At 68.7% G+C, this 24,662-nt stretch carries 24 protein-coding genes and 1 pseudogene; 17 read left to right on the top strand and 8 right to left on the bottom strand.

Annotated features, from left to right (window positions below; translation table 11 throughout):
- The first annotated feature begins 70 nt into the window (after positions 1–70).
- The 7 genes from fdxA to ACIOJD_RS13650 all read left to right on the top strand — a co-directional run bounded on the left by fdxA (position 71) and on the right by ACIOJD_RS13650 (position 7,049).
- A complete protein-coding gene (gene fdxA, locus ACIOJD_RS13680) occupies positions 71–382 on the top strand; it encodes a ferredoxin (protein WP_401912280.1) in 312 nt (103 codons plus the stop codon).
- Between the two features lie 519 nt (positions 383–901).
- Positions 902–1,090, top strand: a complete 189-nt coding sequence (locus ACIOJD_RS13675) for a hypothetical protein (protein WP_401912278.1) — start codon at positions 902–904, stop codon at positions 1,088–1,090.
- A 207-nt stretch (positions 1,091–1,297) separates the two neighbouring features.
- On the top strand, positions 1,298–1,711 hold the full coding sequence (locus ACIOJD_RS13670; protein ID WP_401912275.1) for a hypothetical protein: 414 nt from the start codon (positions 1,298–1,300) through the stop codon (positions 1,709–1,711).
- Positions 1,712–1,928: 217 nt separating this feature from the next.
- Complete coding sequence (locus tag ACIOJD_RS13665; RefSeq protein WP_401912273.1) at positions 1,929–3,221, top strand: helix-turn-helix domain-containing protein; 1,293 nt, start codon at positions 1,929–1,931, stop codon at positions 3,219–3,221.
- A 14-nt stretch (positions 3,222–3,235) separates the two neighbouring features.
- Positions 3,236–3,991, top strand: a complete 756-nt coding sequence (locus tag ACIOJD_RS13660) for a toll/interleukin-1 receptor domain-containing protein (RefSeq protein ID WP_401912270.1) — start codon at positions 3,236–3,238, stop codon at positions 3,989–3,991.
- A complete protein-coding gene (locus tag ACIOJD_RS13655) occupies positions 3,988–5,988 on the top strand; it encodes a hypothetical protein (RefSeq protein ID WP_401912268.1) in 2,001 nt (666 codons plus the stop codon). The genes ACIOJD_RS13660 and ACIOJD_RS13655 overlap by 4 nt, the downstream gene beginning before the upstream one ends.
- A complete protein-coding gene (locus ACIOJD_RS13650; RefSeq protein ID WP_401912265.1) occupies positions 5,985–7,049 on the top strand; it encodes a hypothetical protein in 1,065 nt (354 codons plus the stop codon). Before ACIOJD_RS13655 ends, ACIOJD_RS13650 begins: the two co-directional genes overlap by 4 nt.
- Before the next feature lie 139 nt (positions 7,050–7,188).
- Here ACIOJD_RS13650 and ACIOJD_RS13645 read toward each other — a convergent pair whose 3' ends face one another.
- The 6 genes and pseudogenes from ACIOJD_RS13645 to ACIOJD_RS13620 all read right to left on the bottom strand — a co-directional run bounded on the left by ACIOJD_RS13645 (position 7,189) and on the right by ACIOJD_RS13620 (position 10,868).
- A complete protein-coding gene (locus tag ACIOJD_RS13645) occupies positions 7,189–7,395 on the bottom strand; it encodes a transposase (RefSeq protein WP_401912262.1) in 207 nt (68 codons plus the stop codon).
- Positions 7,396–7,454: 59 nt separating this feature from the next.
- Positions 7,455–7,958 carry a GNAT family N-acetyltransferase gene (locus ACIOJD_RS13640; RefSeq protein WP_401912259.1) on the bottom strand — a complete coding sequence of 168 codons (504 nt, stop codon included), beginning with the start codon at positions 7,956–7,958 and terminating at the stop codon, positions 7,455–7,457.
- 420 nt (positions 7,959–8,378) lie between these two features.
- Complete coding sequence (locus ACIOJD_RS13635) at positions 8,379–8,783, bottom strand: hypothetical protein (RefSeq protein WP_401912256.1); 405 nt, start codon at positions 8,781–8,783, stop codon at positions 8,379–8,381.
- 99 nt (positions 8,784–8,882) lie between these two features.
- Positions 8,883–9,474, bottom strand: a pseudogene (locus ACIOJD_RS13630) (IS5 family transposase).
- A gap of 33 nt (positions 9,475–9,507) precedes the next feature.
- On the bottom strand, positions 9,508–9,762 hold the full coding sequence (locus ACIOJD_RS13625) for a DUF6332 family protein (RefSeq protein WP_401913867.1): 255 nt from the start codon (positions 9,760–9,762) through the stop codon (positions 9,508–9,510).
- A 683-nt stretch (positions 9,763–10,445) separates the two neighbouring features.
- Positions 10,446–10,868, bottom strand: coding sequence for a YjbQ family protein (locus ACIOJD_RS13620; RefSeq protein WP_401912253.1), 423 nt, complete (start codon positions 10,866–10,868; stop codon positions 10,446–10,448).
- Between the two features lie 93 nt (positions 10,869–10,961).
- Between ACIOJD_RS13620 and ACIOJD_RS13615 the strand changes: the two genes are divergently transcribed.
- The 6 genes from ACIOJD_RS13615 (at position 10,962) to ACIOJD_RS13590 (ending at position 16,347) form a co-directional block, all read left to right on the top strand.
- On the top strand, positions 10,962–11,045 hold the full coding sequence (locus tag ACIOJD_RS13615; protein WP_349817350.1) for a putative leader peptide: 84 nt from the start codon (positions 10,962–10,964) through the stop codon (positions 11,043–11,045).
- A 169-nt stretch (positions 11,046–11,214) separates the two neighbouring features.
- Positions 11,215–12,081 (top strand): ABC transporter permease, encoded by an 867-nt coding sequence (locus tag ACIOJD_RS13610; protein ID WP_401912252.1) that lies wholly within the window; start codon positions 11,215–11,217, stop codon positions 12,079–12,081.
- Positions 12,054–12,821 carry an ABC transporter ATP-binding protein gene (locus ACIOJD_RS13605; protein WP_401912250.1) on the top strand — a complete coding sequence of 256 codons (768 nt, stop codon included), beginning with the start codon at positions 12,054–12,056 and terminating at the stop codon, positions 12,819–12,821. Before ACIOJD_RS13610 ends, ACIOJD_RS13605 begins: the two co-directional genes overlap by 28 nt.
- A gap of 58 nt (positions 12,822–12,879) precedes the next feature.
- A complete protein-coding gene (locus ACIOJD_RS13600) occupies positions 12,880–13,929 on the top strand; it encodes an ABC transporter substrate-binding protein (RefSeq protein WP_401912248.1) in 1,050 nt (349 codons plus the stop codon).
- A complete protein-coding gene (locus ACIOJD_RS13595) occupies positions 13,926–15,128 on the top strand; it encodes an LLM class flavin-dependent oxidoreductase (RefSeq protein ID WP_401912245.1) in 1,203 nt (400 codons plus the stop codon). The genes ACIOJD_RS13600 and ACIOJD_RS13595 overlap by 4 nt, the downstream gene beginning before the upstream one ends.
- Positions 15,129–15,273: 145 nt before the next feature.
- The gene (locus ACIOJD_RS13590; protein ID WP_401913864.1) at positions 15,274–16,347 is read left to right on the top strand and encodes an NAD(P)-binding domain-containing protein; all 1,074 of its coding nucleotides are present in this window, start codon (positions 15,274–15,276) and stop codon (positions 16,345–16,347) included.
- A 42-nt stretch (positions 16,348–16,389) separates the two neighbouring features.
- Here ACIOJD_RS13590 and mltG read toward each other — a convergent pair whose 3' ends face one another.
- Positions 16,390–17,235, bottom strand: a complete 846-nt coding sequence (gene mltG / locus ACIOJD_RS13585) for an endolytic transglycosylase MltG (RefSeq protein WP_401912244.1) — start codon at positions 17,233–17,235, stop codon at positions 16,390–16,392.
- A gap of 99 nt (positions 17,236–17,334) precedes the next feature.
- On the bottom strand, positions 17,335–19,260 hold the full coding sequence (locus ACIOJD_RS13580) for an ABC transporter ATP-binding protein (RefSeq protein ID WP_401912241.1): 1,926 nt from the start codon (positions 19,258–19,260) through the stop codon (positions 17,335–17,337).
- 126 nt (positions 19,261–19,386) lie between these two features.
- On the opposite strand from ACIOJD_RS13580, the gene ACIOJD_RS13575 reads away from it, so the two are divergent.
- From ACIOJD_RS13575 to ACIOJD_RS13560, 4 genes are all read left to right on the top strand, one after another.
- Positions 19,387–19,830 (top strand): MarR family winged helix-turn-helix transcriptional regulator, encoded by a 444-nt coding sequence (locus ACIOJD_RS13575; RefSeq protein ID WP_401912238.1) that lies wholly within the window; start codon positions 19,387–19,389, stop codon positions 19,828–19,830.
- Between the two features lie 165 nt (positions 19,831–19,995).
- Positions 19,996–21,837 (top strand): ABC transporter transmembrane domain-containing protein, encoded by a 1,842-nt coding sequence (locus ACIOJD_RS13570; protein WP_401912237.1) that lies wholly within the window; start codon positions 19,996–19,998, stop codon positions 21,835–21,837.
- A complete protein-coding gene (locus tag ACIOJD_RS13565; RefSeq protein ID WP_401912235.1) occupies positions 21,834–23,615 on the top strand; it encodes an ABC transporter ATP-binding protein in 1,782 nt (593 codons plus the stop codon). Before ACIOJD_RS13570 ends, ACIOJD_RS13565 begins: the two co-directional genes overlap by 4 nt.
- 220 nt (positions 23,616–23,835) lie before the next feature.
- Positions 23,836–24,639, top strand: coding sequence for an ABC transporter substrate-binding protein (locus ACIOJD_RS13560; RefSeq protein WP_401912232.1), 804 nt, complete (start codon positions 23,836–23,838; stop codon positions 24,637–24,639).
- Positions 24,640–24,662 lie beyond the last annotated feature (23 nt).

The following is a 24,662-nucleotide window of genomic DNA, read 5'->3' as shown; positions in this document are numbered from 1 at the left end:
TCTCCCTGGCCGCCCGCCGCCCGGCCCGCTTCAGGGGCCCGACCCGCAGACGAGAAGAGGACTGTCCGCCATGACGTATGTGATCGCCGCACCCTGTGTGGACGTGCTCGACAGAGCGTGCGTCGACGAATGCCCCGTCGACTGCATCTACACCGGACAGCGCATGCTCTACATCCACCCGGACGAATGCGTCGACTGCGGCGCCTGCGAACCCGTCTGTCCTGTCGAAGCCGTCTACTACGAAGACGACCTCCCCAGCCAGTGGGCGAGCTACAAAACCGCCAACGCCGAGATCTTCCAGTCCCTGGGCTCACCCGGCGCCGCCGGCACCACACCCCCCTTCACCACCGACCACCCGATCGTCAACGCACCCTGCCCATGACGGTCCCGAGGCAAGGAGTGGACCGCACCGGAGGACGGCGGCACCGGTACGAGTGGAGGCACGCCCATCACAACCGCCGGACGACCCGCATACCCCCGCATCCACTGGAGCGGGTGGTGACCGGGCACAGCACGACCGGACGCACCAGCGTCTCCGACCACCCGGGGCCGGTGCCGCGAATGTCCGCAGCCCTGGGCTGTGTACCGGACGGCGCAGCCGCGATCCCTGTCGCCGCGGTGAATGCGGTGGACCTGGTGGCACGCTCGCTCGTCCGGTTGTGCCCCGAACCGGACGCTGCCGCACCGCACCCCGTCGAGGAAGTGGGCCGCTCGCCCCCTTCCTCGACGTCAGCGCTCCGGGTGCGGCCCCGGGAGCCCCGAGGCCTCGGCCGTCGCCGCATCCGGTCGACGCATCCGCACGGAGGGCTTCCGGGACGCCCTCCGTATCGCCTCCTGCTTTCCGCGAGAGAGCCAAAGGCCGGACATGCCGCCGCGCCATCCACCCCACAGGAGAAGGACTGTGCCCAAATCACACAAGCCCCACGGCATCGGCAAATTCCTGAAGGACGTGCTCGACAGCACCGAAGCACTCGCCGACGGCCTCGTCGACAGGTTGTCGGCCGCCGAATGCGACTTCCGCAAGGGACTGACCAAACTGGTGGAGCCCAACGGCCACCGCGAGCCGCCTCGGTCTGAACGCAGCCGCTGAACGACGCTGCCCCGACAGCTGAGAAGCCGCCGGGGCAGTTTCTCACGCGGAACACGGTCGCTGGGGTGAGTTGGCGGCCACGCCCCGGACGATCTCGATCAGCCGAGGAAACTCAGCCGGACCTGACGGTTCGTATTGTCGACGTTCGTGTCCGCCAACCTCCGTTGAGACAACTCTCAACATACCCGAGCTCGCTCTCCACGTGACTTGACATCGGAACCACCTCACGCGGAGTCGACGCACGCTGAGAGCGGTGCCGTCGACGGTGACGCCCTGCGCCCCGTCTGCACCGGCATCGCCCGCGACACGGCCACCGCACGACACCATCTGGGCGTTCCCGACCCCGAAGTGGGCCCCAAATGGTCCGCCCCGCTGGCCAAGAGCCGGGACGCGGCCCGCGAGTGCACGTCCGTGCCCGACTCGAAGACGGATGACGTGCAGCCCAACACGAAGATGCTGGAGTACCTCTTCGACGCCTACGAGCAGGCAGCCAGCGCCCTTTCACGCCTGACACGCCGAGGAAGCACCGCGCTGAAGCAGTGGCCGCTCGGATCATGTTTCGGCAACGCCGTGAACGAGGCGTTCAACAGCGTTGCGGATCATGTTTCGGCAACGCCGTGAACGAGGCGTTCAACAGCGTTCTGAAGGTCGAGGACGCCGACGTGGGGAATGGCTGGTCCTCGGAACCCAGTACAACTCCCGACTCCTGGGAATAGCGTGCCTCACCCACGGAAAAGGAAACGGGAAACAGCACCATTCGCCTTGTCCGTCCGACAGGGATTGCCGCACTCTTTCGTGCGGGGCTCCTCCGCCTGGATGGATGGTTATGGAGGTTCCCGTGTCCCAGCCGTCCACCGAGTTCGGAGAGGAGCTGAGGAAGCGTCGTCTGGACGCCGGCCTCAGCCTCACAGCACTATCTGCCGCCGTGCATTACAGCAAGGCGCAACTGAGCAAGGTCGAACGAGGCATCAAGGCGCCCAGCCGCGATCTTGTCCGACTGTGCGACGCCGTTCTCCAGGCTGGCGGAGCACTGATTGCTCTGGTCACCGCAACCGTTGCCGGCACGCCGATCGAGCCGGTGGCGGGTGGAATCAATGAGGAGGAGTGGGTGATGCAACTGTCACCGGACGGCCCTAGCTGGTTCCAGCCCGTGGGTCGACGACAGGTAGTGAGCGCCGGATCCGTCTCACTGATGAGGTTGGGAATGGGCGGGCAGGGCCCGGTCACGTCAGTTGCGGGTGCCGGCGTGCTGGAGGCGTCCCGCTCTCTGTTCACGCACTACCGGCGGCTCGGCCAGAGCGTCGAGCCCGGGTTCCTGTTGCCTGGCCTTATCGCGCAGACGCACACGCTGCGGGAACTGTCCGCGCATACCGACGACGGCACCCGTCAGGATTTGCTGACGCTCGGCTCCCGGTACGCCGAATACGTCGGTTGGCTGGTACAAGAGTCAGGAGACGAACAGGCGGCACTGTGGTGGACGCAGCGCGCGGTGGATCTTGCTGCCGCCGGCGGTGACCGGTCCCTGGCCGGCTACGCGCTCGTCCGCAGGGCGTTGATCACGTTTTATCAGGACGACGCCGAACGGACGGTCGCCCTGGCCCAGCGGGCGCAGAGCAGCACGCTTCCACCACGGATCCGCGGATTAGCGGCGCAACGTGAGGCACAAGGGCACGCGCTTGCGGGCGACCGCGGTGCCTGTCTGCGTGCTCTGGACCGCGCCCGTGCGCTTCTCGCCCGCCAGGAAGGCAGCCCTGACGCATCAGTGATCGGCAGCATGCACCTGCCCGACTCGGTCGGCATGGTCACCGGCTGGTGCCTGGTCGATCTCGGGCGGCCGCGAGAGGCAGCCGAGGAGCTGGACCGGCAGCTCTCCCTGGTCCCCCACGACGCGCTGCGAACGCAGGTGCGGTACGGCGTACGCCGAGCGCTCGCCTACGCATCGGACGGCGAGATCGACCACGCCTGTGCGTTGACGGCACCCCTGCTCGACGGGGTAGCCGCAGTCCGGTCCGCGACCATCACGATCGATCTCCGGCGCCTCGCCCGCGTCCTGGCCCGCCATCCGAATCGCACATCGGTACGCCAACTGGGGCCGCGAATCGGCACGTTGTCGCGCCTTCCCACTTCCTGAAGAGAGGCATCGTCATGACCGACGTGTTCATCAACTACCGCACAGGGGACGGCGAGAAGACGGCCGCTTTGATCGACCAGGAGCTCTCGCGTCGCTTCGGCCGTGACCGGATCTTCCGAGCCTCGAAGTCCGTCGCCCCTGGCCAGGCCTACCCCGACGCCCTGTTGACCGGTCTGCGCCGCAGCACCGTACTGCTGGCCGTCATCGGTCCGGACTGGACGAACTTCCAGGCCCGGCTGCGCGATCCGGAGGACTGGGTACACAAGGAGATCGTGGAGGCATTCGCCTGTGAACTTCCCGTGGTCCCCGTACTGGACGGCCGAAAGACGGACCGGCTGAACAAGGCCGATCTGCCGCCCGAACTGGCCCGGCTCGCCGACATCCAGTCGATCCCGTTCGGCACACACGACACCGAGGCGGGCCTGAAGCGGCTCGGAGACATGGTGGCCGACATGGTCCCAGGACTACGCGACCTTGACCGGGACGCCGCCTCGCCACCCGGGCCTGACTCTGTGGCCAACTCGATCGAGGACGTGAGCGGAACGGCCGTGCAGAGCCGCGAATTCACCGGAGACGTCGGCGGCACCGTTGTCAAGGACACCAGCGGACCCGTCCACACGGGCAAGGGAAACATTTACCAGAACTCACGCCATGTATCGGGCGGCCGGCACTTCTCCGGCAACGGGATGACGTACTTCGAAGGCGACCACCACGGCGACATCCAACACCGGTTCGGTGAACAGGACCGACACGAGGACGACGGCCGGTGAGCGAGCACAGCCGCACATGGGTCGAAGACCCGCACGGGCCCATGCACACCGGCAGCGGCAACATCTACGTCAGTGTCGGCCCCGAACTGCAGGACTCGGACAGGCCCTCCTTCCGGCGCATCGCCGACGACCAGCTCGCGTGGCTGCGACGTGTACTGGTCGCCCCGGCCGGTATGGGAAGGGCACGCGCCGAACTGGCCGACACCGGCACCGTGATCTTGGACGGCGCGCCCGGAACCGGCCGGACCTCCGCGGCTCGTGTGCTCCTGCACGAATACCACCAGGCCGCCGGTGTCTTCCACGAACTCCTTCCGGGCGAGGAGGGAGAGCTGTCCCTCAAGGACCCGGATCTGGTTGGAGCCGGCGACCGATTGCTGCTGGATCTTTCGGACGCCGATACCGACCGGTGGGCCGCGGCCCAGGCCGATCTCCCCGCCCTCCGCAAGGCCGTACACGAACAACACGCGCATCTTGTGGTCGTCATGTCGCACGGCGGCGCTCTCGACTCCGACCTTCAGCGCTACCGGGTCGAGATCGAGCACCCGCCGGGCCTGAATGTCTTCCGGCGTCACCTCCGTATGCATGGTGTTCCACGCGAGCAGTACCTCCAACCCGACCCCTCCGTAGCGGAGTTCCAACCCAATCAAAGGCCCATGCGGGAGATCGCGGACTTCGCCGACCTGGTACGACGGGCCCGTGAGGCCGCCCAGCCTGGCGACGGATTCGCCCAGTGGTGCGAAACGGCCCGAAAGGCGCGGACCGACCGTCGAAAGGACGTCGGCACGCTCGTCGCCCGGTTGTGTGCGAGCCCTCAACGGGCACTCCTGATCACTGTCGCCATGCTCCACGGTGCTCACGCCGACGTCATCCACCACACGGCCCAACTCCTGCTGCGCACTGCCGGGTCCCCGCCCGACGAGCTCCCCCTGCTCCAGCGCAGGGACCTCGCCGAACGCCTGTCGGAGATCTCCGCCGAGACCGGACCGGGTGGGCATGTGCGGTTCACGGAACTGGACTACGACTCCGCGGTCCGTACCCACTTCTGGGACCACATGCCGGACCTGCGGCAACATCTGGGCACCTGGACCGCGCGCAGTGTGGGCCTCAACGACCCGCACGTCACCCGGGAACTCCGCGACGGGCTGGTGTCACAGTTGGCCCGGCTGTATCTGCGCACCGGCCATGAGGAAGGTCTGGCATCTCTCGCCGAGGAATGGAGTTCCACGGCCACGAGCCGGGCCGCGCTGGAGGCCGCCGTCCAGGCGCTCACCTGCGGTCTCGACGATCCTGCACACGGAAGGAATTTCCGCGAAAGGATCTATCAGTGGTGCGCCAACAAGCGGCTCAAGGGGGAGTTCGCCCAGGTCCTCGTCCAAGTGTGCGCCGATGTCATCGCATCCAGCCATCCCGACCAGGCCATGCTGCGGCTGTACTACCTGGCCCGCCGCGAACGCGACACCACCCGTGCCCTCCAAGCACTGTGCGATCTGGTGGAGACGAGCCACCGACTGCGCCGACGGTTACTCGACCGGCTCGCACGCTCCGGGTTCTCGCGGGCGGAGCTCGACATCTTTCTGCAGGTCTGCGCCCCGGAGCCGCTGACCGACCCGTACGACAACAGGCGCGCACTGGTGGAGGAGAACGGCGTGCAGAGCTCCTTGACAACCTGCTGGGGCGCCGTACTGAACGAACTGCCCCGGACAACATGGCAACCGCACGCGGAGCGCTGGCTGCATACGGCGACTGTCACCGACCACCGCGGTGACGTCCTGCTCGACCTCCTCGTGGGAGCGGCTGACCGGTGCGACGACCGGCGGGGCGCGACCTTCGCAGCGCTGTACGCGAGCGCTCGGGACGCCGAGCGCACCGCGCCTGGCGGATCCGCGCACGCCGCAGTAACCACCGACCTGCTACTCAAGAAGATTTGCGCAGCTCAGGGCCTCGGCCCGCCGACCACACCGCCGCAGACGGCATCAGCCAGGGGGACCGAATCGTGACAACCGGGTGCAAGACGACAACCGTCTTCCTTACCATCCTGTGCGGGCTGCTGCTGACCATCCTCGGCCTGACACAGCAGTGGCCCATGTGGGCATGGCCAACACTGCTGGTGTTCCTCTTCGCTGTCCCGGCCGTTGCCTTCAGGATCGCCACACTGCGTCGCGGCTCCATTCCGGTCACCTTCGAGGAACAACTTACGGCGGCCCCCGTCGAACGCAGGGAACACCACGTCAGTCGCATCGCGCTGCCCAGCCATTGGGCCGATTACGACTTCCTGATCTCCGCAACCGTCCGCTGGTACCGCCTCGACCCGCCTGACAACGACCCCGTATTCAATCCGGCGGGTCTCGCCGTCGAAGCGGTGCTGGACCGTGCCCGCGCGATCACGGAGCAGCGGGAACCCGGTCGGGCCTCACTCGTCCAGCACGAACTGAGCGGTGCACTCGGCCGTATGCGCCCGGACAGCACTGGACATCTCCAGGCAATGGCGGAGAACGTGACGCTCACCTTGTACGAGCACGACCAGGAGCGCCTGGACAAACTCGCCGGAGTACGCAAGGACAAGGCGGTCTGGGAGCACCAGCGGAAGTACGAACAGAGCAAGCGGAAGTACCTGGGTGAAGACGTGCTCAAGGACACCGGCAGTGCGGTGGTCTGGTGGCTCGCCAAGAACGACGATCACGTGGAGAAGACCGTGGCCGACCTCGGCCTCCTTGCCCGGCTCACGTCTGCGGCCAACGACACCGATATTCCCGAACGACTGCGTGACCTCACCCCTCCGCCGCGCGAAGAACTGGACGGTCAGGATCTCCTGACCGTCCAGGACACTCCCTGCGAACGGACGCCGACGGCCGCGGACCACCTCGCAGACGCATTGAATGCCCTGGGCTTCCCCGACGGAGACCCCCGACCAACGATGCTGGCCAAACAGATGGCCGAAGTCATCAGGACGCAGGACCAACACGAGACGGCTGAGGACCTGCTGCGCCGGTTCAACCCACGCGCGACGTTTACACCGGACGGAGGAGAGCCGCCGGATCCCACCGATGGGCGCGCCTAATGGACCCCGAAGACTTGCCTCCTGAGGAAGAAGACAATGGACACTGAGCTTGCCATTCTCGCCGCGTCGGGAGCGACGACATTGGTCTCACTCATGGTCACCAGCGCCTGGGCACAAGCACGCGAGCTTGTAGGACGGCTCATCTCACGTTCCGGTTCCGACGGCGCAACGGCCGCCGACCTGGACCCCGCTTGGGCCAGATCACTCGCAGCCGACGCCGCCGGACCAGGCCGCGATCGCGCCAGGGGTGGAAGAACGCATAGACCCGGTCCCACGGCAGGAAGTCGGCCGGCATCGCCCGCCACTTGATGCCGTTGTCCACGAGATAGCCGATCGCGTCCAGCATCGCCCGGTGGCAGTACGCTTCCGGCTACCAAGTCCCCAGAGCATGACGGCAAAAGCTACTTACGCGTCGGGGTGCTCCGGCAGGGCGAGCCAGTCCGACCAGGAGATCTCGCGGCCGAGGAAGCGCGGCTGCTCGAACGGCCAGTCTGCGGCGATCCACTGCGGCACCAGCGCGTCGAGGGCCTGCTCGACCTTGCTGCCCACCAGCTCGTCCACCACCCACCAGGAGATCTCGCCGTCCGCGCCGGCCCTCTCCGGTGGGTCGATGTAGACACAGCCGAGCAGAGCTGTCTCCGCCGCGTCGAACAGCGCGTAGTTGAAGGACTGATGCGCGGCGATCTCCTTCTCGTGCCGCAACAGGTCGGCCTGGTCGGCCTCGTAGGTCATGGTGGCCGCGGGCCAGCCCCAGGCCGGGCCGAAGATGGTCCACAGCCGCTCGCGCGAACCCATCACAGCCGAATAGTCGAGCGGGGTGTCCGCTTCCCGGATCGGCCGCAGGTGATGACCACCGCCCGGCAGCGGTACTCGGACGGGGTGGACGAAGTCATCGGGAAGCCAGCTCATGGCGCCCGACCGTAGCAGCGCGCGGCCGTCCGCTCCCCTGGATTTTCCCCGTAAACCGCCAGGCCCTGCTCTCATGCCGGGAAGTGCCCGCGATCACCCGAGCGAGACTCCCGTTCGATCGACAGACTCCATGATCGGTATGGCAACGGCTTCTGAGACGAAGTCCTCGCCCCTGTCCAGGGTCACACTCGCGCTGGGCGCTGTCAGCAATGGGTGCACTGCCACAGCCTCCATGGGACCGGGGCTGGATGCCAGCGGAATCCGCGGACCGGCCCACCGGCCCGGCTGCACCCTGTCCACAGGCGACATGGGATGTCGCGGAGCCCCAGAGGACTGGATCAGGCGTCCGCTCACGCCGAGTTGAGCGATGCAGAGCCCCGTGTCCCGCCTTCGACGGGTTCACAAGGCAGTCAACGCAACTCAGGACGCATACGCCCACATGCAGCCGGATGCTGGAACCGTGCGTTGGGTCCTGCGGGTTACGCCGTGGACTGGTTGTCCGTGTGTACTGGCACCCAGGGAGCGCCGTCGCCTGGCATTGGCCCCCACAGCAGAGCGCCCTGGTGGATCCCGGGCCTTGGCCTTCTTCGACGCGCCGTTCTTCCAGACCCGTTCTGGGCCGACGGTGAGTTCGGTGGTGAGGGTGCCGTCCGGGTTGGCGACGGGGTACGTGGTGGGAGTCGTCTCGTCCGTGACGACGGTCTTCTTCCCGGTCTCCTCTGCCCGGGTGACGGCCCAGGCGATCGAGCCCTTCGCGTGCGCGGCCGCCCACGCGGTATCCGACTTGAGGATGTGGGCCTTCGACGGCTGGACCGCCTGCGGCATTACCCCCGTACGCCGCGACGCCGGAGCGCCCGCAGTCCGCGCCCGCGTCCACGTGGATATCAGACGCCCGGCAGCTAGCTAGTGCCCTTGGAAGCCATCTCATTTGGTGAGTCTGCGGTAGCAGATGAGGGTGCAAGCGATGCTGGTGAAGGCGAGGAAGTGCTCGGCTTTGCGCTCGTAGCGCCGGTAGCGGATCGGCGGTATTCCCTGTACGAGCGGGACCAGGGCCTGCCCGTCGTGCAGGTTAGCTCCTGAAATTCCGACGGAGAGGGGCAGACCGGTTCGCTCGGTGATCAAATGGATCTTCGACCCGCACTTGCCCCGGTCGACAGGATTCGGACCTGTCAGGCCCCCTCTTCAGGGCCCGCATGTTCACCGAGTCGATCGCGCAGCGGGACCGTCCAACTCGCCCCGGGAGCCGAGTTCGTCGGGCACCACGCGGTGGAGTCTGGCCCACACCCTGGCCTTCCACCACTCGGAGAAACGCCGTGAGCCGTCGCCCCTGACGGCCCGAACGAAGCTGCGGGCAACTGCTCCCACGTACAGCCCGACGTGGCCACGAATACGACGCGGCCAGCACCTCACGATCACCATGCCGACGCCGCCCACCGCCCTGAGGCCGCGACGGCGCCTCCGGCACCACCGGCTGAAACAACGCCCACAACTCATCCGGCACCAGCCGCTCAACAATCCCCCGCCACGGCAGGCTATCGACCCCGGAGCATCAGCGTCCTTCGCGGCGATGGGCATCGAACCGACGCAGCACCCGGACCAAGCGCCACACTCCGAATGCCGCTCCCACCAGCGCACCTGCCACCAGTACGCCATCCCGCGCCGCACCAGAGATCCCGAAGACCAGCACGAGAGCCAGCGCGACGACGAATACGGTCGCAGCCAGCAGGGCGGCCGTCACCAGGGCGAAAACGATTTCTACAGACATCGCGTCCTTTTCCCACCGCGACTCACGCCCCATATCCATGCTGGCAAGTCTTACATCTCGGCCAACCACATCCGCCCTCACCCGAACATCACCAGCCATGGCAGACGCGCCGAATGAGATGACTTCCAAGCCAGGCTCCTCACCACTCGGCGACTGTGCCATCGGCAGCGCCCCAACGCATCGCTTGATTACGTTGGTTCGCCGACAGCAGACACATTCAGGTTGCAACGGAAACGAATGACACGGCGAAGCAAGAAAACCTAGAACAGTCCGCAGCAGCGCGACTACACGCTACTTTCACGTGTATGCACCAAGGCGTCGTAAGTACCGAGTCGGGCGCAACATAGCCGACGATCGCCGGTTCGCCGTACGAGTAACAGCAGCCTCAGTTTCTCCCTGAGCTCTCGGCGCGCCGCGGCGAGCGGCTCGTCCAGAACAGGCGCCTTCTAAACACCTGCTCCATCTCAAGCATCAAACGGCCGACACCTCTGCCCCTCGGACTGGCAGGTTGCCAGGCCAGCCCAAAGGGACGATGTTGCTGTTCGAGAGCCCTCGTGCACGCCTATCCCCCCGCTTCCGCACACGCCCAGCGCGCCCGGCAGGCATTTTCCGCATCCGTCGTAGGGTCGTTCGCTCATGTCCAGGTCCGTATCGCGCAAGGCTTCGCCGTTTCGAGCACGCAGAGTGCGGAGAATTGGCGGCCACGCCCCGGACGATCTCGATCAGCCGAGGAAACTCAGCCGGACCTGACGGTTCGTATTGTCGACGTTCGTGTCGACCAGGCAGACGGACTGCCACGTGCCCAGTTCCAGGCGCCCTCCGATCACCGGCAGCGTCGCGTGCGGTGGCACGAAGGCGGGCAGGACGTGGTCCCGGCCGTGGCCCGGGGTGCCGTGTCGGTGTTGCCAGCGGTTGTCGGCGGGCAGCAGCGTGTGCAGCGCGGCGAGCAGGTCGTCGTCGCTGCCCGCTCCCGTCTCGATGACGGCCACGCCCGCGGTCGCGTGCGGTACGAAGATGTTCAGCAGGCCGTCCCGGCCCGCGGCGTTCTCCCTGAGGAACTGCTCGCAGTCGCGCGTCAGATCGGTCACGGTCTCCTCGGTGCCGGTGCTGATGTTCAGGATCCTGGTGGTGAATGCGTCGGACATACGTCCATCCTGCCGCCCGGACCGCGAGATCGCGCGTCCGCCTGCCGAGACACCCATTGACCGGATCCGGAATCACTCGCTACGTTCTGCCGCATGTTGCGTTCAGCTCTGCTCACCACGCGCGGTCACATCGACCTGCTGCGGGTGGCGTCCGCCGCGTGTCGCCGCGGCTGCTGACCTCTTTATTCCCTTTTATCGCTCGTCGTCCTCTTTTCCGGCCGAGCTTCGCATCCTCCTCTCCGCCTCACCCCGCTGATCGCGTGCCTTCGTAGCACCGGCCCCGCGGGGGCGTTGAGCCACGTCTCCCCCTCTTCCGGTTCGCCCGATTCCCGCCTGTGGAGCCTCCATGACCGTCGATCACGCACCACCGGACATATCGCCCATATCCATTGATAAAGCGCCAGCCTTGGAGACCGTCACCCCGTCGTCCCCCGCCGGTTCCCGGCGCCGCTCCGTCCCTCGCTGGCTGCGCCGTACCGTCGGTCCGCTGCTGCTCCTGGCCACGTGGCAGGTGCTGAGCGCGACCGGCGTACTGCACCGCGACATCCTCGCCTCACCCGGCACCATCGCCAAGGCCGCGGGTGATCTGATCGCCGACGGCACCCTGCCGGCCGCCATCGGCATCTCGCTCCAGCGCGTCGCCGTGGGCCTGTTGCTCGGCGGGGTGATCGGGGTCACGCTCGCCCTGATCTCCGGCCTGTCCCGGCTCGGGGAGGATCTGGTCGACGCGACCGTCCAGATGCTGCGCACCGTGCCCTGGGTCGGGCTGATCCCGCTGTTCATCATCTGGCTGGGCATCGGCGAGGCGCCGAAGATCGCGCTCATCGCGCTCGGGGTCGCCTTCCATCTCTATCTCAACGTGTACGCGGGGATCCGCGGCGTCGACGAGCAACTCATCGAGGCAGGGCAGTCGTTGGGGCTCGGCCGGTGGGGTCTGGTGCGGCATGTCGTCCTGCCCGGCGCCTTGCCCGGCGCGATGACCGGCCTGCGGTACTCGCTCGCGACCTCCTGGCTGGCCCTGGTGTTCGGCGAGTCCATCAACGCCGACGCCGGTATCGGCTTCCTGATGAACCAGGCCCGGGACTTCCTGCGTACCGACGTCATCGTCGTCTGCCTGGTCGTCTACGCCTTCCTCGGCCTGCTCGCCGATGTCATCGTCCGTACTCTCGAAAGGCTGCTGCTGCAATGGCGACCGACCTTCACGGGCCAGTGAGCACCTCGCACGACTCCTCCGACGCCTTGGCCGTACGGGTCGGGGGACTGACCCGGGCCTTCGACGGCCGGCCGGTGATCGATAACCTCGATCTGGCCCTGCGGCCGGGCGAGTTCACCGCGCTGCTCGGTCGCAGCGGCTGCGGCAAGTCGACACTGCTGCGGGTACTGGCGGGCCTCGACCGCGACATCCAGGGCACGGTGCTCGTACCGAAACGGCGCGCGGTCGCGTTCCAGGCTCCTCGGCTGATGCCGTGGAAGCGGGTCTGGCGCAATGTGCTGCTCGGTCTGGAAGGAAAGACCGAACGGGCCGTCGCCGAGAGCGCGTTGGAGGAGGTCGGGCTGAGCCACCGGTCCGGCGCCTGGCCCAAGACGCTCTCCGGCGGCGAGGCCCAGCGCGCCTCGCTGGCGAGGGCTCTCGTACGGGAACCGGATCTGCTGCTGCTCGACGAGCCGTTCGGCGCGCTGGACGCGCTGACCCGGATCAAGGCGCAGCAACTGGTGGCCGAGTTGTGGCAGCGGCGCGGCTGCGCGGTGCTCCTGGTCACGCACGACGTGGACGAGGCTCTGCTGCTGGCCGACCGGGCGCTGGTGATGCGGGACGGTGTCATCGCGTACGAGACGCCGGTCGCGCTGGACCGTCCGCGCACCGTCGGAGATCCGGGCTTCGCGGCGCTCCGTTCTCGGCTGCTGACCGAGTTGGGTGTCGACGAACCGGCCGCCCACGAATCCGCCGCCTGACGCCCCTGCCCCGGAACCTCGTCCTCCTCCCCTCGCTCCCCCGAGAAAGTCACCCCCCATGAAACGCTTCCTGCCCGCCGCCCTGCTCCCTCTCGCCCTTCTTCTCTCCGCCTGCTCCGGTGCCTCTTCCGCCAACGGCTCCGGCGGCTCGGGAGGCTCACAGGGCAGGACCGACGGCAAGGGCTCGCTCACGCTCAAGGTCGGCGACCAGAAGGGCGGTTCCGAGGCCGTCCTGCGAGCCGCCGGTGAGCTCGACGACCTTCCGTACAAGGTCACCTGGTCGACCTTCTCGTCCGGTCCGCCCCTGCTCGAGTCCATCAACGCCAAGGCCGTCGACATCGGTTCCGTCGGCAACACCCCGCCGGTCTTCGCCGCCGGGGCCGGTTCGAAGATCAAGGTCGTGGCCGCGACCCACGGCGACGCCCGGGGCGACGCCATCCTCGTACGCAAGGACTCGCCGCTGAAGAAGGCCTCCGACCTCAAGGGCAAGTCCGTGGCGGTCGCCCAAGGAAGCTCGGCGCACTACCAGTTGATCGCTTCCCTCAGGAAGGCCGGGCTCGATCTGGACGACATCAAGGTCAAGCTGTTGCAGCCGGCCGACGCCCTGGCCGCGTTCACCAGTGGCCAGGTGGACGCCTGGGCGGTCTGGGACCCGTACACCTCGCAGGTGCTGCACGGCGGGCAGGGCCGGGTCCTGACCGACGGCCGGAATGTGGTCAACGGTCTGAACTTCCAGGTCGCCGCGCCGGCCGCGCTGGAGAACAAGAAGAAGTCCGCCGCCATCGGTGACTTCGTCGAGCGGCTGCGCCGGGCTCAGGACTGGGTCTACGACCACCCCGAGGAGTGGGCGAAGGTCTGGTCGAAGGACACCGGGCTGCCCTACGAAGTGGCCCTGGACGCGGTGAAGTTGAGCCATGGCACCCGGGTCCCGGTCGCCCTGGACAAGCCCGCGGTCGACTCCGAGCAGAAGATCGCCGACACCTTCGCCGGTCTGAAGCTCATCCCGCGCCGGTTCGACTTCGCCGACTACGTGGACGACCGCTTCAACAAGAACCTGCCGCCGTCGACCTCGCCGGCGCGCAGCTACGGAAAGGCCTCTGCCCGATGAGCGTTCACCTGCACTGGTTCCTGCCGACCGGAGGCGACGGACGTACGCTCGTGGACCGCCACGCGTACACGGACGGCGGCATCAGGCGCTCCGAGATCACCCCGGTGAGCGGGGTCCGCGCCCCCGACATCGACTATCTGGCGCAGATCGCCAAGGCTGCCGAGCATCTGGGCTTCGAGGCGGTGCTGACTCCGACCGGCACCTGGTGCGAGGACGCCTGGCTGACGACGATGGCGCTCGCGCAGCAGACCGAGCGGCTGAAGTTCCTGGTGGCCTTCCGGCCGGGCCTGATCTCGCCGGTCCTCGCCGCGCAGATGGCGGCCACGTATCAGCGCGTCTCCCGCGGCAGGCTGCTGCTCAATGTGGTGACCGGTGGCGACTCGACCGAGCAGCGCCGTTTCGGTGACCATCTCGACCACGACCGGCGTTACGCCCGGACGGCGGAGTTCCTCTCGGTGGTCAGGGGCGCCTGGGGCGGGCGTCCTTACGACTTCGACGGTGAGCACTACCAGGTGGACGGCGCTCTGACCGCGCAGCCGCCGGACCCGCTGCCGGAGATCTTCTTCGGCGGATCGTCGGCCGCCGCCGGTCCGGTCGCGGCCGAGCACGCGGATGTCTATCTGACCTGGGGCGAACCGCCTGCCCAGGTGAAGGAGAAGATCGACTGGATCCGGGGACTCGCCGAGGAGCGGGGCCGTAAGGTCCGCTTCGGCATCCGGCTGCACACCATCTCGCGGGACTCCGCCAGGGAGGCGTGGGCGACGGCGAACCGGCTGCTGGGCGATCTCGATCCGGAGACGGTCGCCGCGGCCCAACAGGCCCTGGGCAAGAGCGAGTCGGTGGGGCAGCAGCGGATGCTCGCCCTGCACGGCGGCTCCCGCGACAAGTTGGAGATCTCGCCCAACCTGTGGGCGGGCGTCGGTCTGGTACGGGGCGGTGCGGGTACCGCGCTGGTCGGCAGCCACAACGATGTCGCGGACCGGATCGAGGAGTACCACGCGCTGGGGATCGAGCACTTCGTGCTCTCCGGCTACCCGCACCTGGAGGAGGCGTACTGGTTCGGCGAGGGTGTGACCCCTCAGCTGGCGGCGCGCGGGCTGCTCGCGGAGGTCCCGGCGCCCCCGAGGCCGGGCACCCCCTCGGCGAACGGCCGGCCGGCGTCCGGAGGTGCCCCGCTGCTGCTCGCCGGAGGGCGGTGAGCGGCTTGCGGCGGGCGCCGCGGGCCGGTGAGCGCTTGCGGCGGGCGCCGGTGACCGTGTTGCCGTCGGCCCGCCCGGCGGGAAGATTCCCGGCCCCGGAGCTGTTAGTAGAACCGTGAACGACTTCGGGGAGCGGAAGCGGGACATCGGGGCGGTCGACGTCGTGGTCGTCGGAGCCGGGCAGGCCGGCCTGTCCGGCGCCTACCATCTGCGGCGGCAAGGGCTCGAACCCGAGCGGGACTTCGTGGTGCTCGACCACGCCCCTCGGCCGGGCGGTGCCTGGCAGTTCCGCTGGCCCTCACTGACGTACGGCAAGGTCCACGGCATGCACGCGCTCCCCGGCATGGAGCTGGTGACCGGGACGGCCGACGACAGCCGCCCCTCCTCCGAGGTGATCGGCGGGTACTTCACCGCCTACGAGCGGCGCTTCGGCCTCCGCGTCCACCGGCCCGTCGATGTCTCGGCCGTACGGGAGGGCGCCGGCGGGCGGCTGCTGGTCGAGACGTCCGAGGGGACCTGGTCCACCCGGGCGCTGATCAATGCCACCGGAACGTGGGACCGTCCCTTCTGGCCGCGCTATCTGGGTCAGGAGACCTTCCGGGGCCGCCAGTTGCACACGGCGAACTATCCGGGCCCGGAGGAGTTCGTCGGGCTGCGGGTGGTCGTGGTGGGCGGCGGCGCCTCGGGTACACAGCATCTGATGGAGATCGCGGAGGTGGCGGCCGACACCACCTGGGTGACGCGCCGGCCGCCCGTCTACCGCGAGGGGCCGTTCAGCGAGGAGCGGGGGCGGGCGGCCGTGGCGCTCGTCGAGGAACGGGTACGGCGCGGTCTGCCGCCCCTGAGCGTGGTGTCGGTGACCGGGCTGCCGGTGACCGAGGCGATCTCGCGGGCCCGCGAGAAGGGCGTACTGGACCGGCTGCCGATGTTCGACCGGATCACCCCGGACGGCGTGGCCTGGGACGACGGGCGGACGGCCGACGCGGATGTGATCCTCTGGGCGACGGGATTCCGGCCGGCCGTCGACCATCTGGCGCCGATGGGGCTGCGGGAGCGGGGCGGCGGCATCCGCGTCGAGGAGACGCGTGCGGTACGGGACGAGCGGATCCATCTGGTCGGGTACGGGCCTTCGGCTTCCACGATCGGCGCCAACCGGGCCGGACGCGCCGCCGTACGCGACATCAAGCGACTGCTGGAACGCGAACCGGCTGCCGCCTGAGGGCCGTTGGGCCGGACCGGGGGCGGTCGGCGTCCGCTCGCCTCAACCCGATTTCGCGCGGTTCCGGTTGAACTCCTCGACATTCTTGCGGTGTTCGGCGTACTTGTTCGTGAAGCGGGTGTCGCCGGCCTTCACGGTGACGAAGTAGAGCCAGTCCCCGCGCGAGGGATTGACGGCCGCGTTCATGGCCTCCTCCCCCGGGTTTCCGATCGGCGTGGGCGGCAGGCCTTTGCGCTCATAGGTGTTGTACGGGCTGTCGGTCTTCGTGTCCTGGTGTGTGGTGTCCAAGGTGGAACGGTTCAGCGCGTAGTTGAGGGTCGAGTCCATCTGGAGCGGCATGCCCAGGTTCAGCCGGTTGTGCACGACCCTGGCGACCTTGGCCATGTCGTCCGCCGTCGCGGCCTCGGCCTGCACGATGCTCGCGATGGTGACCGTCTGGTAGTCCGTCACACCGGCGGGCCGGGCCCCGGCGCTGACGCGCTCGCCCCCGAACCGCTGGTTCGCGGTGTTGACCATATGGCTGAGCAGACTCGCCGGGGTGGTCGAGGAGTCGACCGGGTACGTGGCGGGGAACAGGTAACCCTCGGGGTTGCCTCGCGCGGCCTGCGGCAGTGTGAGATGCGCGGTGGCCACGGCCTTACGGGTGGTACCCGAAGGCTTCTTCAGGGCCTGGTCTACGGAGGCGTACACCTGAGTCGCCCGCCGCCCTTCCGGGACGACCAGGGTCGACGGCTTCTCCTCGTTGTCGCTCCCCCCGGTCAGCAGGAGCACGGGCACCAGCACCACGGCCGCCGCGACGAGAACCGCGGTCACCAGCAGGACCGCCCGCCCACGGCGGGTCAGACGGGGGCGCCGACCGGGCCGTACGCCTGGAGGCTCGTTCATCATGCGGGCACGCTAACCCGGAGTGATCACCGATCCCGGCATCTGCGGTGCGACAACACGAATGACATACGGACGGCAGACGCGCGGCGCGGGGCCGGTAGGTCAGCGCGCGACCGGCGCCATGTTCTCGTCCCGTACCGCCCCCGCGTCCGCACGGACGTCGGCCTCGGGCCCCGGAGCGTCGTCGCCGGCATGGTGCGCCGGCCTGCTGTCCCTGCGGACCAGCGCGGCGTAGCGGCCGTCCTGCCGGAGCAGTTCGTCATGGGTGCCCCGCTCGGCGACACGGCCCGCGTCGAGCACCACGATCTGGTCCGCGTCCCTGACGGTCGAGAGGCGGTGCGCGATGGTGATGGTCGTACGCCCCTCGGAGAGCGCGTCGATGGCCTCCTGCACCGCGTGTTCCGTACGGGTGTCCAGCGCACTGGTCGCCTCGTCCAGGATCAGCACCGGTGGGTCGCGCAGGATGGTGCGGGCGATCGCCAGACGCTGCTTCTCACCGCCGGAGAAGCGGTATCCGCGCTCACCGACCAGGGTGTCGTAGCCGTCGGGGAGCGAGGCGATGTGGTCATGGATCTGGGCGGCCCTGGCGGCCGTCTCGATCTCCTCGTCCGTGGCCTCCGGCTTGGCGAAACGCAGATTCTCCGCGACGGAGGCGTGGAAGAGATACGTCTCCTGGGACACGACGCCGACCGCTCGGGCGAGGGTGTCGAAGTCGAGGTCGCGCACGTCGACGCCGTCGAGCAGGACCCGGCCGCCGGTCACGTCGTACAGCCTGGGCACCAGATAGCTGAGCGTCGACTTGCCGGAGCCCGTGGGGCCGACCACCGCGAGGCTGCCGCCGGACGGGACCGTCAGCTCGATGCCGCTGAGGGTCTTCTCGCGTGTGCCGTCCGTACCGCCCTTGCCGCTCGCGTCGTCGTAGCCGAAGTCGACGCCGTCGAAACGCACTTCGCCTCGGACCTTGTCGATCCTGACCGGCCACTCCGGCTCGGTGATGTCGACGGGCAGGTCCAGGTATTCGAAGATGCGCTGGAAGAGGGCGAGCGAGGTCTGCATGTCCACACCGGTGGACAGGAGGCTCACGGCAGGCCGGAAGAGGCCCTGCTGGAGCGAGACGAACGCGACGAGCGTGCCGATGGAGACGGCGCTTCCGGCGCCGTGCATCGCGAGGCCCGCGGCCCAGTAGATGACGGCGGGCATGGCGGCCATGACGATCCCGATGGTCGACATGCGCCAGCGGCCCGCCATGTTGGAACGCACTTCGAGGTCGACCAGCCGCTCGGACTCGTCGGAGAAGGACGTGGTGAGGGAGTCGGCGCGCCCCATCGTGCGGCCGAGGAGGATGCCGCTCACCGAGAGCGATTCGGTGACGGTGGCGGCCATCGTGGCCATCTGCCGCTGCCGCTCCGTGGTGATCCGCTTGCGCTCGCGGCCGACCCTGCGGCTGATCCAGACGAACAGCGGCAGCAGGACCATCGAGACGGCGGTGAGCCGCCAGTCCAGCGCGAGCATCGCCACGACCGAGGCCACGACGGCCGTGAGGTTGGAGACCAGGGATGTCGCGGTGGAGGTGACGGTCGCCTGCATGCCCCCGATGTCATTGGCGATGCGGGACTGGACCTCGCCGGTCCTGGTCCTGGTGAAGAAGGCGAGCGGCATACGCTGGAGCTGCGCGTAGACGCCCGTACGCAGGTCGTGCATGACCCGCTGTCCGACCGTCGTCGAGATCAGGGTCTGGAGCACACCGAAGACGCTGGTGACGACGGCGGTGAGGATCATGCCGAGGGCCAGCAGGCTGAGCAGTCCCGTACGGCCCTGCGGGATCGCGGTGTCGAGGATCTCGCGCAGCATGAACGGCGAGGCGACCGACACCAGCGACGAGGCGGCGACGAGCAGTCCGACGATCGCCAGGCGGCCGCGGTAGGGGCGGAAGAGCCGGAAGATGCGCCGCAACTGTGCGGGCGGCTCCGGCTGCCCCGGATGGTCGGGGCGGGGTGAGGGTGTCCAGGTGGATAGTCCGGGCTTCATGGGCTCCTTCGAGGGGTGAGAAAACGTCGGCGCAGCCGCTGAGCTGCGGTAACACTCAATACCTTGCAGAGCATAGCTCACTGTTACCTATGTTCACAATGACCCTTGTCCTGATATTGTTCCCGCATGAGCACCCCCGACGCCGATGGCATGCTCGCCGAGCAGTTGCTGCGGCTGACCCGACGGCTCCACCGCATTCAGAAGCAGCAGCTGGAGCCGATCGGTATCACTCCGGCGCAGGCCCGGCTGCTGCGTACCGTCGCGTTCTACGATCAGCCGCCGCGCATGGCCGATCTGGCGGAGCGTCTCGAGGTCGTACCGCGCGCCGTGACCAGCCTCGTCGACGGGCTGGAGGGGAGCGGCTGGGTGCGCCGCGTGCCCGATCCGACCAACCGCCGGGTGGTGCGTATCGAGCTCACCGACACCGGCCAGGCCACGCTCAGTTCGTTGCGCGGCGCGCGGCGCTCCGCCGCTGAGGACGTGCTGGCGCCGCTGACCGCGGAGCAGCGCGAGGTGCTCGGCGGTCTGCTCTCGACACTGGTCGACGGGGGTCCCGAGCACCGCTGCTGAGCAGCCGTACCGCCAGGGCGGGTGATTCCGGTTGGCTTCGGAAGCCCTCCCGCCGGCTCGATCCGGCTCGTATCGCGGAAAACCGATTGCCCAGGGCGCTCGAGGAGCGCGAACCTTGGACGGTTTTCGCCACTCCACGAGTCACTCCACGAGCCATGGGACATCATGCAGATTCGCGACCTTCCCTATCCCGATCCAGGGGTTGCCGATGCCCGGTCAGGCCCTCGGTTCCTGCTGTGGCTGGGGCGCAATCAGCTGGGCGGACAGCTCAAGTCCCTGTTCTGGGGTCTGCTGCACCACGCGGGCGTCGCCGGGCTTCCGGTGGGCGCCGGGCTCGCCGTCCAGGCGGTCATCGACCGCTCCGGCACCCGGCTCGCGTTCGCCGGCGGTCTGATCGCCCTGGTCGGCGTCGCGATCACCGTCGGCGACACGATGCTGCACCGCACCGCCATCACCAACTGGATCACCGCCGCCTCACGCGTCCAGCAGCTGCTGGCCCGTAAGACCGCCGAACTGGGCTCCGCGCTGACCCGCCGGGTCGCCGCCGGTGAGGTCGTCGCGGTCGCCGCCGGTGATGTCGAGAAGATCGGCTGGTTCGTGGAGGCGCTCTCGCGCTTCCTGGCCTCGGTCATCGCGATCGTGCTGATCTGTGTCGGCCTGGTGCTCTACCTGCCGTCGCTCGGCGTGCTGGTCGCCATCGGGGTACCCGTACTCGCCCTGGCCGTACTGCCGTTGCTCCCCCGCGCCACCCAACGGGCCGACATCCAGCGCGAGAAGGCCGGCAAGGCCACCGAACTCGCCTCCGACACCGTCGCGGGACTGCGGGTGCTGCGCGGTATCGGCGGTGAGGAGCTGTTCCTCGGCCGCTACCGCGCCGCCTCGCAGGAGGTGCGGGAGGCCGCCGTCCGCAGCGCCCGTATGTGGTCGCTGATCTCGGCGATCCAGGTGCTGCTGCCGGGCGCGCTGCTGATCACGGTCGTCTGGCAAGGAGCCCAGCTCGCCCTGGACGGACGCATCGGTGCCGGTGCGCTGGTGACCTTCTACAGCTCCGTGACCCTGCTGCTCTTTCCGTTGCGGCACTTCGAGGAGATCGCCATGGCCTACTCCTTCTCCCGGCCCTCCGCCAAGCGCGCGGCGCGGGTGCTCTCGCTGGAGCGGACCGCGTACGAGGACGAGCGCGGCGGCCTGGACGACGCCCGGCCGGTCGGAGATCTGTACGACCCCGCCACCGGACTACTCGTCCCGTCCGGGCTGCTGACCGCGGTGGTCTGCGGGGATCCGGACGCGGCGGGCCGGCTCGCCGAGCGTCTGGGCGGCCACGCGGCCGAGGAGGAGAAGAGCCCGTCCGTGCTGCTCGGCGGGGTGGCGCTGGACGATCTGCCGCTGGATTCCGCGCGGGCGAGCGTGCTCGTACAGGACAAGGATCCGGTTCTGCTGTCCGGGACGCTCACCGAGTTGCTCGACGTACCGGCCTCCGGCGCGGTCGACCCGGAGAAGGCGCTCGCCGCCGCGCAGTGCGGGGACGTTCTCGACGCGCTGGCCCAGGCGTCGGTGGACGGCAGCGGGGATCCGATGGGGGCCCGGATCACCGAGCGCGGCCGTTCGCTGTCCGGCGGGCAGCGGCAGCGGCTGGCGCTGGCCCGTTCACTGGTCACCGACCCGGAGGTACTGGTGCTCGACGAGCCGACGTCCGCCGTGGACTCACACACGGAGGCACGGATCGCGCAGAGCATGAAGGCGCTGCGGGCCGGCCGTACGACGGTGGTGTTCGCCTCCTCACCGCTGCTGTTGGACCACGCGGACCGCGTGGTGTTCATCCGTGCGGGCGAGGTCGCGGCGGTGGGTCTCCACCGTGAACTGGTACGCGACGACCCCGGCTACCGCGCGGTCGTCACCCGCGAGACCGAGCCGGAACACCTCACCGAGGCACAACACCCCACCAAGCGCGACCCGTTGATGGCCCCGGCGGCACTGCGGGCACCGGAAGAGACAGAGGAATCAGCATGATCGGCGTCGCGCCACCGGCCCATGACCCGGCGGCCCCGGAGTCGCCGACGACCCTGCCCGTCGGCACCCCGGCAACCGTTCGGGCCTATGTGAGCGACCTGCTGAGCCGGCACCGCAAGGCGTTCGTCCTGCTGGTCGCCGTCAACGCCGTCTCCGTGATCGCCTCGATGATCGGACCGTACCTGCTCGGCAACATCGTCGAGGACCTCGCTGAAGGGGCGCGCGACCTGCATCTGGAGCGCACCGCCGCGCTGTTCGCGGGCGCGCTGGTCGTCCAGACCGTGTTCGTCCGGCTGGTACGGCTGCGCGGCGCGATGCTCGGCGAGGAGATGCTCGCGGATCTGCGCGAGGACTTCCTCGTCAGGTCCGTCGGGTTGCCGCCGGGCGTGCTGGAACGGGCGGGCACCGGCGATCTGCTGTCCCGGATCACCACCGATGTCGACCGGCTGGCCAACGCCATGCGGGAGGCCGTACCGCAGCTGGCGATCGGCATCGTCTGGGCGGTGCTCCTGCTCGGCGCCATGACCGTCACCGCGCCGCCGCTGGCGCTCGCGGTGCTGCTGGCACTGCCCCTGCTGATCGTCGGCTGCCGCTGGTACTTCAAGCGGGCGCCCTCGGCGTACCGCTCGGAGGCCGCCGGATACGCGGCCGTCGCGGCCATGCTCGCCGAGACGGTCGACGCCGGGCGGACGGTGGAGGCGCACCGTCTCGGCGGGCGCCGGGTGGGGCTGTCGGAACAGCGGATCAAGGAGTGGACCGCGTGGGAGAGGTACACACTCTGGCTGCGGTCGGTGCTCTTCCCCGTCATCAACCTCACGCATGTGACGATCTTCCTGGCCGTACTGGTACTCGGCGGTGTCTTCGTCCTCCAGGGCTGGATCTCCGTCGGCCAGCTGACGACCGGCGCGCTGTTCGCCCAGATGCTGGTGGACCCGGTCGGCCTCATCCTGCGCTGGTACGACGAACTACAGGTCGCCCAGGTGTCCATCGCCCGTCTCGTCGGGGTGCGTGACATCGAGCCTGCCGGGGGCGACGAGTCGGTCGTGCCGGAGGGCCGGGACGTCAACGCCCATCAGGTGCACTTCGGTTACCGTGAGGGCGTCGACGTACTGCACCGGGTGACGCTGGACGTCAGCCCCGGCACGCGGCTGGCCCTGGTCGGCCCCTCGGGCGCCGGGAAGTCGACCCTGGGGCGGCTGCTCGCGGGGATCTACGGTCCTCGCCAGGGACGGGTCACCCTGGGCGCTGCCGAGCTGTCCCGGATGCCCGCCGAGCGGGTACGGGAGCATGTCGCCCTGGTCAACCAGGAACACCACGTATTCGTGGGCTCGTTGCGCGACAACCTGCTGCTCGCCCGCACGGGCGCGCGGGACGCCGAACTGTGGGCGGCCCTCGGCGCGGTCGACGCGGACAGCTGGGCACGGGCGCTCGCGGAGGGCCTGGACACGGTGGTCGGATCCGGTGGCGCCGCGCTGACTCCGGCGCAGGCGCAGCAGATCGCGCTGGCCAGGCTGGTGCTGGCGGACCCGCACACCCTGGTGCTGGACGAGGCGACCTCGCTGCTGGACCCGCGCGCGGCCCGGCACCTGGAGCGCTCGCTGGCCCGGGTCCTGGACGGCCGTACGGTCGTGGCGATCGCCCACCGGCTGCACACCGCGCATGACGCGGATGTGATCGCGGTGGTGGAGGAGGGCCGGATCAGCGAACTGGGCAGCCACGACGAACTGGTGGCGGCGGACGGCGCGTACGCGGCACTGTGGCGGTCCTGGCACGGGTGACGGGACCGGGCGAGCGTGGGGGCGGTTCCGCGTCCTGGATCCGCGAGTTCGCGCCGACGTCGGGGGCGCAGGGTGCGCGTGGCCCGGGAGGGAGCCATGCAGGGTGCGCGTGGCCCGGGAGGGAGCCATGCACCCGAGACATCCGGCATCTCCGATGGCAAGATCAGCTCAACTCGCCGACCAGGTCGAGCCATTGGCCGAAAAGCACCACGGAGGCACCGTGCCCGCTCGTTCCACGTCACTCACTCTAGTCACCACCGTCACCACCGCCGCACTCGTCGTGCTGTCGGGCTGCACGAGCACCAAACCCTCCGGGTCCGGCGGCTCGTCGGTGGAGCTTGTGAACTCCGGCAAGCTCACGACCTGCACGCATCTGCCGTACGAGCCGTTCCAGGTACGCAAGGGCGACGCCATCGTCGGCTTCGACGTCGACCTCGTGGATCTGGTCGCCAAGGAACTGAAGGTCACACAGGAGATCGTGGACACGCCCTTCGAGGGTATTCAGACCGGCGAGGATCTCAACGCGGGGAAGTGCGATCTGGCCGCGGCGGGCATGACGATCACGCCGGTACGGGCGAAGAATCTGGACTTCTCCGCCCCCTATTTCGATGCCACCCAGGCCCTGGTCGCCAAGAAGGGCTCTTCCTTCACATCGCTGGCGAGCCTCAAGGGAAAGAAGCTCGGCGTCCAGCAGGGCACCACGGGTGAGACCTACGCGCAGAAGAACGCACCGGGGGTGACGACCGTACAGTTCGAGGATGTGGCCCTGCTGCTCACGGCCGTGAAGACCGGTCAGGTGGACGCCGCCGTCAATGACAACGGGGTGCTCTTCGAATACGTACGGAAGAACCCGGACACCGAAGTCACCGCCGAGTTCGAGACGGGTGAGAAGTACGGCTTCGGGGTGCGTACCGGAAATGACGCCTTGCGCAAGGAAATCGACACGGTGATCAAAAAGGCCCGGGACGACGGGCGTTACGACCGCATCTACGCGAAGTGGTTCCCCGCCGCTCCGAAGAAGTGAGGCGTCGACCACCGATGTCCACG

The sequence above is a fragment of the Streptomyces sp. NPDC088116 genome, assembly GCF_044741745.1.
GTDB lineage: Bacteria > Actinomycetota > Actinomycetes > Streptomycetales > Streptomycetaceae > Streptomyces.
Note: the sequence above shows the minus strand (reverse complement) of the source record. Positions and strands in the feature narration are given on the sequence as shown.

Coding starts and splice junctions, on each gene's coding strand:
- ACIOJD_RS13660 (WP_401912270.1), top strand. CDS start 3,236: ATGACCGACGTGTTCATCAACTACCGCACAGGGGACGGCGAGAAGACG.
- ACIOJD_RS13580 (WP_401912241.1), bottom strand. CDS start 19,260: ATGAAGCCCGGACTATCCACCTGGACACCCTCACCCCGCCCCGACCAT.
- ACIOJD_RS13640 (WP_401912259.1), bottom strand. CDS start 7,958: ATGAGCTGGCTTCCCGATGACTTCGTCCACCCCGTCCGAGTACCGCTG.
- ACIOJD_RS13645 (WP_401912262.1), bottom strand. CDS start 7,395: ATGCTGGACGCGATCGGCTATCTCGTGGACAACGGCATCAAGTGGCGG.
- ACIOJD_RS13600 (WP_401912248.1), top strand. CDS start 12,880: ATGAAACGCTTCCTGCCCGCCGCCCTGCTCCCTCTCGCCCTTCTTCTC.
- ACIOJD_RS13615 (WP_349817350.1), top strand. CDS start 10,962: ATGTTGCGTTCAGCTCTGCTCACCACGCGCGGTCACATCGACCTGCTG.
- ACIOJD_RS13565 (WP_401912235.1), top strand. CDS start 21,834: ATGATCGGCGTCGCGCCACCGGCCCATGACCCGGCGGCCCCGGAGTCG.
- ACIOJD_RS13625 (WP_401913867.1), bottom strand. CDS start 9,762: ATGGATATGGGGCGTGAGTCGCGGTGGGAAAAGGACGCGATGTCTGTA.
- mltG (WP_401912244.1), bottom strand. CDS start 17,235: ATGATGAACGAGCCTCCAGGCGTACGGCCCGGTCGGCGCCCCCGTCTG.
- fdxA (WP_401912280.1), top strand. CDS start 71: ATGACGTATGTGATCGCCGCACCCTGTGTGGACGTGCTCGACAGAGCG.
- ACIOJD_RS13610 (WP_401912252.1), top strand. CDS start 11,215: ATGACCGTCGATCACGCACCACCGGACATATCGCCCATATCCATTGAT.
- ACIOJD_RS13595 (WP_401912245.1), top strand. CDS start 13,926: ATGAGCGTTCACCTGCACTGGTTCCTGCCGACCGGAGGCGACGGACGT.
- ACIOJD_RS13570 (WP_401912237.1), top strand. CDS start 19,996: ATGCAGATTCGCGACCTTCCCTATCCCGATCCAGGGGTTGCCGATGCC.
- ACIOJD_RS13605 (WP_401912250.1), top strand. CDS start 12,054: ATGGCGACCGACCTTCACGGGCCAGTGAGCACCTCGCACGACTCCTCC.
- ACIOJD_RS13575 (WP_401912238.1), top strand. CDS start 19,387: ATGAGCACCCCCGACGCCGATGGCATGCTCGCCGAGCAGTTGCTGCGG.
- ACIOJD_RS13635 (WP_401912256.1), bottom strand. CDS start 8,783: ATGCCGCAGGCGGTCCAGCCGTCGAAGGCCCACATCCTCAAGTCGGAT.
- ACIOJD_RS13620 (WP_401912253.1), bottom strand. CDS start 10,868: ATGTCCGACGCATTCACCACCAGGATCCTGAACATCAGCACCGGCACC.